Raw genomic sequence first — 11,751 nt, 5'->3', positions numbered from 1 at the left:
CGGCGCAAGTCTGGACTTGCGCGTCCGGATCGTCTTTATTTTGCGCCCTTTCCCAGCCTTACCCCGAGTTGTCGCCCATGTTGGACAAGACCTATTCGCCGCAGGACGTCGAAGCCCGCCTTTACAAGGCCTGGGAAGCGGCCGGTTGCTTCAAGCATGGCGTCAAGGCGGGGAAGCCCTACACCATCGCGCTGCCGCCGCCGAACGTGACCGGCAGCCTGCATATCGGCCATGCGCTGAACCACACCCTGCAGGACGTGTTGATCCGCTGGCAGCGCATGCGCGGCCGCGACGCGTTGTGGCAGCCGGGCACCGACCATGCTGGTATTGCGACCCAGTTGATTGTTGAACGCCAACTAGCCCAGCAGCAGACGAACCGTCACCAGATGGGGCGCGAGAAATTCGTCGAGCGCATCTGGCAGTGGAAGGCGGAATCCGGTGGCATGATCACCGGCCAGCAGCGGCGCCTGGGCGAAAGCTGCGACTGGAGCCGTGAACGCTTCACCATGGACGATGGTCTGTCGGCCGCCGTGCGCAAGGTTTTTGTCGAACTTTACCGCGAGGGTCTGATCTACAAGGACAAGCGGCTGGTGAACTGGGATCCGAAAATGCAGACTGCAGTTTCGGACCTGGAGGTCGAGTCCATCGAGGTGAAGTCGCACCTCTGGTATTTCCGCTATCCCGTCGAGGGTATGGCCGATACCTTCATCACCGTGGCGACCACGCGGCCCGAGACGATGCTGGGCGATACCGGCATCGCCGTGCATCCGGAAGACGAGCGCTACAGGCACCTGGTTGGCAAATTCGCCATCCTGCCGCTGGTCGGCCGCCGTATCCCCATCGTGGCGGATGAATATTCCGACCCCGAGAAGGGCTCGGGTGCGGTGAAGATGACGCCGGCGCATGACTTCAACGATTTCGAGGTGGGCAAGCGCCATGATCTCGAGATGATCAACATCTTCGACAGGCACGCCCATCTGAACGAAAACGTGCCGGAGAAGTATCGCGGCCTGGAGCGTTTCGCGGCGCGTAAGCAGGTTGTCGCTGATCTCGAAGAACTTGGATTGGTCGAAAAGATCGAACCCAACACCCACATGGTTCCTCATGACGAAAAGTCCAAAACCGTCGTCATTGAGCCATACCTCACCGAACAATGGTACGTGAACGCCGCCGTGCTGGCGAAGCCGGCCATCGAGGCGGTGGAGCAGGGCGACATCCAGTTCGTGCCAAAGAACTGGGAAAAGACCTATTTCGAATGGATGCGCAACATCCAGCCCTGGTGCATCTCGCGCCAGCTCTGGTGGGGGCACCAGATTCCGGCCTGGTACGGGCCGGACGGCAAGGTCTTCGTCGCCTATGACGAGGCCGAAGCACAGGCAGAAGCCCATACGCATTACGGCAAGGCCGTGACGCTGACGCGCGACGAGGATGTGCTCGACACCTGGTTTTCGTCGGCTTTGTGGCCGTTCTCCACGCTGGGCTGGCCCGAGCAGACGCCGGTGCTGAAGTCGCATTACCCGACCGACGTGCTGGTCACCGGCTTCGACATCATCTTCTTCTGGGTCGCCCGCATGATCATGATGGGCCTGCACTTCACCAAGAAGGCGCCGTTCCACACGGTCTACATCCATGCCCTGGTCCGCGACGAGAAGGGCCAGAAGATGTCGAAGACCAAGGGCAACGTGCTCGATCCGCTCGTGCTGATCGACAAATTTGGCGCGGATGCCCTGCGGTTTGCCCTGACCATCTTCGCCGCACAGGGCCGCGACGTGAAAATGTCGGAGCAGCGCGTCGAGGGCTATCGCAACTTCGCCACCAAGCTGTGGAATGCCGCCCGCTTTGCCGAAATGAACGGCTGCGCGCTGCCGGATGATTTCAGTCCGAAATCCGTGAATGGCACGGTCAACAAGTGGATCCTCGGCCGGCTGGGCCAGGCGGTGCGCGACGTGGATGCCGCGCTGGAGGCTTATAAATTCAACGAGGCCGCCGGCGCGCTGTATCATTTCACCTGGGGCACCTTCTGCGACTGGTATCTGGAGCTGATCAAGCCGGCCCTGACCGGCGAGGACGAAGCCCAGAAGGCCGAGACGCAGGCCACCTGCGCCTATGTGCTGCGCCAGCTGATCCACCTGCTGCATCCCTTCATGCCCTTCGTGACGGAAGAGCTGTGGGAAAAGCTCTATGGCGCGCAGAAAGAACAGGCAGGGGGCGGTTTCCTGATGTTGCGCGACTGGCCGACCGATGGCGCGCGGGCGGAAGACAAGGTGGCGGCGGCCGAGATCGACTGGCTGATCCGCCTGATCGATGCCGTGCGTGCAGCCCGCTCGGCGCTGAACGTGCCGGCCGGCGCCAAGATCGCCATGCAGGGCGTGGGCGACGATCCCGGACTGATCCGCCGCTTGCTGCGCCACAACGACCCGATCAAGCGGCTGGCCCGCATCGAAACCATCACCATGGAGCAGACTGCGCCGGCGGGTTCGGGCTGTGCCCGCATCGTGGTCGATGGCACCACCTTCGTGCTACCGCTGGCCAACGTGATCGACATCGCCAAGGAAAAGGCGCGCCTGGCCAAGGAGCGCGACAAGGCGCTGACCGAGATCGCCAAGATCGACGCCAAGCTCGGCGATGCCACCTTCGTCTCGCGCGCGCCGGAAGCGGTGGTGGAGGAGCAGCGCGAACGCCGCGCCGCCCAGACCGCCATGGCCGAGAAGCTGGCCGAGGCGCTGGCTCAGTTGGGCTGACATATGGCTGTTGCGATCACCCCAGACGACCAGGCACTGATCGATGCCGCCACGGCGCTGATCAGCAAGCGCTATGCGGTTGGCCGGCATCACATCGCGGCAGCCCTGCGCACGCGCTCAGGAAAAATCGTCACCGGTCTGCATCTGGATACCTATGTCGGCCGCGCCTCGGTCTGCGCCGAGGCGGTGGCGGTGGGCCAGGCCATGGCCGACGGCGCCGGGCCTGACGATCCGATCACGGCCATCGTCTCGGTGCGCCATCCGCGACCAACGGAGCAGCATCAGACCGTGCAGATCGTGGCGCCCTGCGGCATCTGCCGCGAGATGCTGCGCGACTTCGCGCCCGAGGCCCGCGTGCTGCTGGCCGATGCCGAGCACGGCCTGCGCGCCTATCACCCTTCCGAATTGCTGCCGCTGAAATACCACCGGCAGCCGTAAGATTGCGGCCTGATTGTCGGGATGCATTCCCGTGCTTGACCACGGCAATGGGCGCTGCTTTTCTGGGTTGCAGACAGGGAGCTGATCCATGAGCAATCCGCAGGTCAATGACATTCTCGCCACGGTGCAGATCTATCTCGATGGGCTGTATGAAGGCGATACCGCCAAGATCCGCCAGGCTTTCCATCCGGCCTCCAGCCTGTTTGCCGCCATCGACGGCAAGCTGGTGAACGTGCCGCGCGAGGACTGGTGCAGGCTGATCGAAAGCCGGCCTTCGCCCAAAGCGAAGGACCAGACCCGTGAGCATGACCGCGTGCTGTCGGTCGACATCACCGGGCCGGACACGGCGATGGTGAAGGTCAATTGCGCCATCCTGCCGCGTTTCTTCACCGACTATCTCAGCCTGATCCGGTTGGATGGCCGCTGGCAGGTGATCAACAAGACCTATACCGCCGAGATGCTGGCGGGGTAATATGCTTGGGTGATGCCATGCGTACGCTGACTCTTCTCTCGTTCCTGCTCCTGCTGTCCGCCTGCGCCGATCCGGCGACAACGTTTGCCAGCGGCCTGCGTGGCTGGTGCAAAACTGCATCCAACAACTGCACGGTTCATGACTCAAACTGAGCGCCATGTCTGAGCTTCGACAGGGCGTGATTGCCTGCGACGGTTTCAATCTGCAATATCGCATCGAGGGTGAGGGACGGCCGGTGCTGGTGGTCGGCAGCGCGCTGTATTACCCGCGCTGTTTCTCAGGCAATCTGCGCCGGCACCTGAAGCTTGCCTTCATGGATCATCGTGGCTTCGCGCCGGGTAATGCCTGCGCCGACAAGACGCAATATGCCTTGCCGCTGCTGATCGACGATATCGAGCACGTGCGCAGCGAACTGGGCCTGGGCCAAGTGGTGATCCTGGGCCATTCCGGCCATGCCTTCATGGCGCTGGACTATGCCAAGGCCTATCCGCAACATGTCTCGCATGTGGTGATGCTGAACGTGGCGCCGGATTATGCGCCGGTCGGCCATGCCGCCGCCGAACGCTATCTCGAAGAATCCGTCTGCCCGGAGCGCAAGGTCCTGCTGGCGCAGAACATGGCGAAACTGCCGGCCGCCATCGCCGCCGCGCCGGACAAGGCCTTCGTCACCTACTGCCTGCTGATGGGACCAAAGAGCTGGTTCGACCCCGCCTTCGATGCCGCTCCTCTGTGGGACGGCGTCGAGACCAACATGGCGATGTTCGATCACGTCTGGGGCGAGGCCTTCCGCGATATCGACATCACAAAAGGCCTTGATGCGCTGGACAAGCCGGTTTTCCTCGGCCTTGGCCGCCACGATTTCCTCGTGCCGCCGCCCTGGCTCTGGGAATCGGTGCGCGACAGGTTCCGCGATCTCACCATCCGCGTTTTCGAGCGCAGCGGCCATGCGCCGTTCCTGGAAGAGCCAGCGCTGTTCGATGCCGAACTGCTGGGCTGGCTGGCGGCGCGTTAGGTCGACTGCGACGCCTGGGAGCGGCTGCGCACCGTGATGGCGGTGAGGGTGCCGCAGGCCAGTACGGCGGCGACGAATACCAGCACCATGTCGGCATGGCCGTGATCCAGCAACTGGCCGATCACCAGCGGCGCGATGGCCGAGCCGGCATCCAGGCCGGAATAGACGAAACCGAAGACGCGGCCAGAGGCGCCCTTCGGGGTGGCGCCACGCACGATCAGATCGCGCGACGGCACCGTGAAGCCGATCAGGAAGCCGGCTGCGGATATGACGCCGACCAGCAAGGCGGTGGGCAGGTTGATGAAGGCGACCACCAGCATCAGCGCGGCACCGCCCAGCATGCCAGCCATGACGATGACTTCGACCTTCATGCCGCGATCGGCCGCCCAGCCTCCCATGATGATGCCGATCGCCGAGGCGAGCAGGAAGCCGGTGAGCGCCATGGTGCCGATCGCCAGTGGCGTGTCAAACAGGGTCTGCAGCGTTGCCGGCAGGAAATTCTGCAGGCCGATCGAGACCGTCGAATTGAACATGAAATAGATGAAGCACATCATCACCGGCAGGGTGAGCAGCGGGCCAAGCGTGGCGGCGCTGCCGCCCGCCGACCTGGCTTCCCGCCGCGTGGCGGCGGCGTCATCCTTCAGCAGGTCGCGGTTCAGCACCAGGGCGGCGAGAATGCCCAGGCCGACCACGGCCGCCACCGCGGGCGCGGCATGCCAGCCGGCAAAGCTGGCAACGCCGCCCATCAGCGCCGGCGCCAGGGCCCAGCCGATATTGCCGCCAAACGTGTGCGTGCCATAGGCCATGCCCAGGCGTTTCGGATCGATGCTGGCGCTGAGGATCGAGTAGTCGGCCGGATGGAACACGCAATTGCCCAGGCCGGCGATCAGCATCACGGGAAACAGCATCCAGTAGGCCGGAACCAGCGAGAGCAGCAGGATGCCGACGCAGAAAATCCCCAGCCCGCCGATCAGCACGTTGCGGGCGCCGATGCGGTCGACCAGATAGCCGGCCGGCGTCTGCAGCAGGCCCGAGATGACGTAGAACATGGTCGTCACCACGCCCAACTCGGTATAGCTGACCTGGAAGGCATCCTTCAGGAAGGGAAACAGCGAGGGCAGCACCAGCTGGAAAAAATGGCTGCAACCATGCGCGGCGCCCACCAGGGCCATCACCTTGATATCGCGGTTCTGGGTCGTGGGCTGGCCGGCGGGGAGGGCGAAATCGGTCATGGTGCCTGCGGGACGGAATGGCGTGCTTTTCTCTCCGGCTGTGTCGCCGGTTGCATCAAGCCTAGCAGATAATCCGCATGCGGCCAGCGTAAAGTCCGCTTAGTCGACCTGCTGCGCCAGCCAGTCCAGATAGGCCTGCAGGATGTAGCTGGCGGCCAGCTTGTCCACCAGCTCGGCGCGACGGGCGCGGCTCAAATCCGCTTCCTCGGTCATCATGCGCTGCACCGCCACCGTGCTCAGGCGTTCGTCCCACAGGGCGACGGGCAGGGGGATGAGCTGCGACAGGTTGCGGGCAAAGGCGCGCGTCGCCTGGCAACGCGGGCCCTCCGTGCCGTCCATGTTCACCGGCAGGCCGAGCACCAGGGCGCCGACGCCTTCTTTGGCCACGATCTTCTGCAGTTCGGCGGCATCCTGGGTGAATTTCCGGCGCGGCAGGGTCTGGTACGGGCTGGCGATCCGGTGCCCGGCATCGGAGAGCGCGAGTCCAATGGTTTTGCTGCCCAGATCGAAGCCCAGATAGCGCTGGCCGACATTGAGCCGGATCGGGCCTTCTGCGGGCTTGAACAAGGACTTAACGGGCTGGGGAGCGGGGTTGCCGGGGCCGGTCACGAGTGATACTTTCCGCCGCAATTTCAAAGGGATTCTCCCCAGTTTTTACCACGGAACGGACAGCGCATGTCACTGGATAGAACGGCGGTGGCGAAAATCGCCAAGCTGGCCCGGCTGAAGATGGAGCCGGAGCGGCTGGACGCCATGACTTCGGAACTGAACAGCATCCTCAGCTTCGTCGAGGAGCTGCAGTCGGTGAATACCGACAACATTCCGCCGATGACCTCGGTGATGCCGATGAAGCTGCGCCAGCGCGAGGACGAAGTGACCGACGGCGGCAAGCCGGACGCAGTGCTGAAGAACGCGCCGCAGCGCCAGGGCGATTTCTATACCGTGCCGAAGGTGGTCGAGTGATGGCCATCGATCCGAGCACGCTCACCATTGCCGGCGCCCTTGAGGGACTGGCCAAGAAGGATTTCACCTCGGTTGAACTGACCCAGGCCAGCATCGAGGCCATGCAGGCGGCCAGGCCGCTGAACGCCATGATCACCGAGACGCCCGAGAAGGCGCTGGAGATGGCCAAGGCATCCGATGCCCGCCGCGCCGCCGGCAAGGCGGGGCTGCTGGAAGGCATTCCGCTCGCCATCAAGGACCTGTTCTGCACCGAAGGCGTGTTGACCACGGCGGCCAGCCATATCCTCGACGGTTTCAAGCCGGCCTATGAAAGCACCGCCACCGCCAATCTGTGGCAGGCCGGCGCGGTGATGCTGGGCAAGCTGAACCTCGACGAATTCGCCATGGGCTCGTCGAACGAGACCAGCTACTATGGCCCCGCCATCAATCCCTGGCGCGCGCAGGATGGCACCAGGCTGGTGCCCGGCGGCTCGTCGGGCGGTTCGGCCGCGGCCGTTGCCGCCGGTTTTGCTTTGGGCGCCACCGGCACCGATACCGGCGGTTCGATCCGCCAGCCGGCCTCGCTCTGCGGCATCACCGGCATCAAGCCGACCTATGGCCGCGTGTCGCGCTGGGGCATCGTGGCCTTCGCCTCATCGCTCGACCAGGCCGGGCCGATGACCCGCAGCGTGCGCGATTCCGCGCTGATGCTGCAGGCCATGGCCGGCTTCGACCCGAAGGACAGCACCTCGGTCGATACGCCGGTGCCGGACTACGCCGCTAACCTGGAAGCCGGCGTGAAGGGGCTGCGCATCGGTATTCCGCGCGAATACCGCATGGACGGCATGAACCCCGAGATCCTGGCGCTGTGGGAGCAGGGCAAGGCCTGGCTGAAGGATGCCGGCGCCGAGATCGTCGACATCCACCTGCCGCACACCCATTACGCGCTGTCGGCCTATTACATCGTCGCGCCGGCCGAGGCCTCGTCGAACCTGGCCCGCTATGACGGCGTGCGCTACGGCCTGCGCGTGCCGGGCAAGGACCTGATCGAGATGTACGAGAATACTCGCGGCGAAGGGTTTGGCCGCGAGGTGCAGCGTCGCATCATGATCGGCACGTATGTTCTGTCGGCCGGTTATTACGATGCCTATTACACCAAGGCGCAGCGCGTGCGCACGCTGATCAAGAAGGATTTCGAACAGGCCTTCCAGCGCGTCGACGCCATCCTGACGCCCACCGCGCCGAACACGGCTTTCCCGCTGGGCGCCAAGACCGACGACCCGATCACCATGTACCTGAACGACGTGTTCACGGTGCCGGTGAATCTGGCCGGCCTGCCCGGCATGTCGCTGCCGGCGGGCATGGGCGCCGACGGCCTGCCCTGGGGCCTGCAGCTGATCGGCCGCCCGTTCGACGAGGCGACCCTGCTGCGTGTCGGCCGCACGGTCGAGAAGGCCGCGAATTTCACCGCCAAACCCACCGCCTGGTGGAGGGCTTAAAGATGGCTGAGAAAGATTACATCCAGGGTGCCACGGGTCCGTGGGAAATCGTCATCGGCATGGAAGTCCATGCCCAGGTGCTGTCGAAATCCAAGCTGTTCTCCGGCGCTTCGACGGTGTTTGGCGCCGAGCCGAACCATCAGGTCAGCCTGGTGGATGCCGCCATGCCCGGCATGCTGCCGGTGATCAACAAATACTGCATCGAACAGGCGGTGCGCACCGGCCTGGGCCTGAAGGCGCAGATCAACCTGCATTCGGTATTCGACCGCAAGAACTACTTCTACGCCGACCTGCCGCAGGGCTACCAGATCAGCCAGTACAAGCAGCCGATCGTGGGCGAAGGCAAGTTGCTGCTCGACATGCCCGACGGCACCACGCGCGAGATCGGCATCACGCGGCTGCATCTGGAGCAGGATGCCGGCAAGAGCCTGCATGACCAGAGCCCGCGCGAGACCTTTGTGGATCTCAACCGTTCCGGCGTCGCGCTGATGGAAATCGTCTCCGAGCCTGACATGCGCAATTCGGAGGAGGCGGGGCTATACCTGAAGAAGCTGCGCACCATCCTGCGTTATCTCGGCACCTGCGACGGCAACATGGACGAAGGCTCGATGCGCGCCGACGTCAACGTGTCGGTGCGCCGGCCGGGTGAGGGTCTGGGCACGCGCTGCGAGATCAAGAACGTCAACTCCGTGCGCTTCGTGCAGCAGGCCATCGAATACGAAGCCCGTCGCCAGATCGAGATACTGGAAGAGGGCGGCCAGATCGACCAGGAGACCCGCCTGTTCGACACGGGCAAGGGCGTGACGCGCAGCATGCGCTCGAAGGAAGAGGCGCATGACTACCGCTACTTCCCCGATCCCGACCTGCTGCCACTGGAACTCGACGGCGAATGGGTGAACCAGATCGCCCGTGGTCTGCCGGAGCTGCCCGACGAGAAGAAGGCGCGCTTCATCGAGAAGCTGGGTCTCAGCCCCTACGACGCCTCCGTGCTGGTGGCCGAGAAGGAATCGGCCGACTTCTACGAGAAGGTCGCCAAAGGCCGCGACGGCAAGCTCTGCGCCAACTGGGTAATCACCGAGTATTTCGGCCTGCTCAACAAGTCTGGCCAGTCGATGGATGATTTCGTCATCACGGCGGAGAAGCTCGGCGGCCTGATCGACCTGATCAGCGACAACACGATCTCGAATCGTTTGGCCAAGGATGTTTTCGCCCTGATGGTGGAAACCGGCAAGGATGCCGCCACCATCGTGGAAGAAAAGGGCATGAAGCAGGTCACCGATACCGGCGCGATCGAGGCGGTGATCGACGCGGTGATGGCGGCCAATGCCGACAAGGTGGCGGAATATCGCTCGGGCAAGGACAAGCTGTTCGGTTTCTTCGTCGGCCAGACCATGAAGGCCTCGGGCGGCAAGGCCAACCCGAATGCCGTGAACGAGCTGCTGAAGAAGAAGCTGGCGGGCTGATCACCGCGACATGCGAATGACAAAAGGCCGGGGCCAAAACCCCGGCCTTTTTTCTGCCGTTTTTCTACGGCAGACAGAGGGTATCCCAGATCAAGGATGCCCGATGCTCCGCAGCCTGTTCCTGCCTGCCACGCTCTGTCTGTTGCTTGCCGCCTGCTCGACCCAGCGCACCACCGAGCCGGGGCGCACTGCCACCGAGCAGCTGCTGTTTTCGACGGCTGCCGAACGCGCGGCCGACAAACTGGCTTTCAATCTGCCCGAAGGCAGCAAGGTCTTCGTCGATCCCGCCTATGCCGAAGGCACTGACAGCAAGTACCTGCTCGGCACAATCCGCGACCGTATCCTGCGCCAGGGCGGCGATCTGGTCGACGACAAGGGCAAGGCCGAGATCGTGATCGAGCCGCGCATCGGCGCCAGCTCGGTCGACCGCGACAAGACGCTGTTCGGCATTCCCGATTTCGGCGTGCCGATCCCGCTGGCCGGGCAGGTACAGATGCCCGAGATCGCGTTGTTCAAGCGTGATACCCAGCAGGGCGTGATCAAGGTGGCGGCAACGGCCTATAACGCGAAAACCGGCCTGCTGGTCCAGTCGCTCGATCCCGTCTATGGCTTCGCGCACAAGAAGGAATGGGCTGCGCTGATCTTCTTCTCCTGGGACACCAACGATCTGGTGCCCGAGCCGGCGCGTGAGGAGTGGGTCGGCAAGTAAGATCAGGTCTTGGCTTGCCTTGGATAAAGCGAGGCGTCACTTGTTTTGATCGGCAGATTAAGCGTCTTCTGGTAGTATTCGATCTCCCTCGGGTTTCCCGGGTTGCACAACTGCCGGCTATGCCGTTATTTGGGCCAGCCATTCCCTGAATTCCGCCAGAAAGGCGGGCCATGTTCTGCGAAACCGAAGCTGAAACTTTTGCCGATCCGGCGCGTGAATTGATCTTCCAGGTTGCCCGGGCTTACCTGGAGCGGCGCGGTATCACGGCAACCGAACTGGTGTTCGAGCCGGCGCAGCATCGCGCCCTGCTCGACGATGGCCCGCGGTTTCAGGAAATCCTCCAGCGCGTCGCCCTGCTGCAGGGCCAACATACCAAGCGGCCGGTTCTGGAGCGCATGAAAGAGCTCACCGCGCTGGCCGAGGCGGCCATGCAGCGGGTCGAGACCCAGGCGGTGGCGCTGCCGGTCCTTGCGGGACTCGCCGAGGCACAGCAGCACGGCCTGTTGCAAGGCGCCAGTCTCAATGAATGGGTGCGCGATGGCATCGCGGTGGCCCGCCTGGTGTCGGCGCGTGATTCCTGGGAAGACAAGGTCACGCTCTGCCTCGACCTGCTGGGGGCCGGCCTCGGCAACGAAAGTCATGCGCTGGCCGATCAGACCTTGGCGGAAATCCTGCGTCTCAAGCCGGCGGCGCCGGCGCTGTATGGCGATGCCAACCGCCGTCGCGTGATCGAGATCTGCCTTGGGCTGGCCGGCAGGGATCTGCCGCCCGATGGTCCCGCCGTGCTGCAGCACCTGCGCCGGGTGCTGAACGCGCAATCCTTGCCGCATACGCGGGCCGCTGTCTGCGAACGCCTGGCCGAAGCACTGGATAGCAGCCTGCCGCTTTACAGCAGCGAGCCTCATCTGGAATGGCAGGGGATGCTGACCCTGCGCGAGCGCCTGCAAGGCCTGCCGCTGCTGGATGGTGATCCGGCGATCCAGACCAATCTGGCGCGGCGCTTTGCCCGTTTCGCCATGCCGGAACTGCTGAATCCGATCTTGAGCCGCGAGCCGGATATCGCGCGCAAGCTGCTGTTCCTGCTCCGGCTCTATCGCGAGATCGAAGAAGGCAATGCCCGCTTTGAACTGCAGGGCATCCTGTCGCATTACATGGAGCACCGCGATTTCAGGACGCAGTTCCTCGGGCCGCAGGCGACCCGCGAGGAATTCGCCACCCTGGCCGCCGGCATCTCCGAGGCGCT

Annotated in this window: 11 protein-coding genes; 9 read left to right on the top strand and 2 right to left on the bottom strand. The window is 63.9% G+C overall.

All coding sequences use genetic code 11. The features are described 5' to 3' along the window. Positions 1–77 precede the first annotated feature (77 nt). The 4 genes from Q1J79_RS05275 (at position 78) to Q1J79_RS05260 (ending at position 4,663) form a co-directional block, all read left to right on the top strand. A complete protein-coding gene (locus tag Q1J79_RS05275) occupies positions 78–2,741 on the top strand; it encodes a valine--tRNA ligase (RefSeq protein ID WP_300297472.1) in 2,664 nt (887 codons plus the stop codon). Positions 2,742–2,744: 3 nt separating this feature from the next. After that, positions 2,745–3,179 carry a cytidine deaminase gene (locus tag Q1J79_RS05270; protein WP_300297470.1) on the top strand — a complete coding sequence of 145 codons (435 nt, stop codon included), beginning with the start codon at positions 2,745–2,747 and terminating at the stop codon, positions 3,177–3,179. Between the two features lie 88 nt (positions 3,180–3,267). After that, complete coding sequence (locus Q1J79_RS05265; RefSeq protein WP_300297468.1) at positions 3,268–3,651, top strand: nuclear transport factor 2 family protein; 384 nt, start codon at positions 3,268–3,270, stop codon at positions 3,649–3,651. Between the two features lie 157 nt (positions 3,652–3,808). Beyond that, positions 3,809–4,663, top strand: coding sequence for an alpha/beta hydrolase (locus Q1J79_RS05260; protein WP_300297466.1), 855 nt, complete (start codon positions 3,809–3,811; stop codon positions 4,661–4,663). Here Q1J79_RS05260 and Q1J79_RS05255 read toward each other — a convergent pair. Together Q1J79_RS05255 and ruvX are read right to left on the bottom strand one after the other, a co-directional pair. Next, positions 4,660–5,895, bottom strand: coding sequence for an MFS transporter (locus Q1J79_RS05255; RefSeq protein ID WP_300297464.1), 1,236 nt, complete (start codon positions 5,893–5,895; stop codon positions 4,660–4,662). The two genes, Q1J79_RS05260 and Q1J79_RS05255, sit on opposite strands and share 4 nt — an antisense overlap. A gap of 99 nt (positions 5,896–5,994) precedes the next feature. Next, entirely contained in the window at positions 5,995–6,462 is a 468-nt protein-coding gene (ruvX, locus tag Q1J79_RS05250; RefSeq protein WP_300297462.1) for a Holliday junction resolvase RuvX, read from the bottom strand. 108 nt (positions 6,463–6,570) lie between these two features. Here ruvX and gatC point away from each other — a divergent pair, with 108 nt between their 5' ends. The 5 genes from gatC to Q1J79_RS05225 all read left to right on the top strand — a co-directional run. After that, entirely contained in the window at positions 6,571–6,858 is a 288-nt protein-coding gene (gene gatC, locus Q1J79_RS05245) for an Asp-tRNA(Asn)/Glu-tRNA(Gln) amidotransferase subunit GatC (RefSeq protein WP_300297460.1), read from the top strand. Next, positions 6,858–8,336 (top strand): Asp-tRNA(Asn)/Glu-tRNA(Gln) amidotransferase subunit GatA, encoded by a 1,479-nt coding sequence (gatA, locus tag Q1J79_RS05240; RefSeq protein WP_300297458.1) that lies wholly within the window; start codon positions 6,858–6,860, stop codon positions 8,334–8,336. Before gatC ends, gatA begins: the two co-directional genes overlap by 1 nt. A gap of 2 nt (positions 8,337–8,338) precedes the next feature. Then, the gene (gene gatB / locus Q1J79_RS05235) at positions 8,339–9,799 is read left to right on the top strand and encodes an Asp-tRNA(Asn)/Glu-tRNA(Gln) amidotransferase subunit GatB (protein ID WP_300297456.1); all 1,461 of its coding nucleotides are present in this window, start codon (positions 8,339–8,341) and stop codon (positions 9,797–9,799) included. Between the two features lie 103 nt (positions 9,800–9,902). Further along, positions 9,903–10,508, top strand: a complete 606-nt coding sequence (locus tag Q1J79_RS05230) for a DUF6655 family protein (protein WP_300297454.1) — start codon at positions 9,903–9,905, stop codon at positions 10,506–10,508. A gap of 170 nt (positions 10,509–10,678) precedes the next feature. Then, a partial coding sequence (locus tag Q1J79_RS05225) for a hypothetical protein (protein ID WP_300297452.1) occupies positions 10,679–11,751 on the top strand: 1,073 nt, incomplete at its 3' end.

It is taken from the genome of Ferrovibrio sp. (genome assembly GCF_029255545.1).
GTDB lineage: Bacteria > Pseudomonadota > Alphaproteobacteria > Ferrovibrionales > Ferrovibrionaceae > Ferrovibrio.
This window is presented reverse-complemented; position numbering and strand designations above follow the sequence as displayed.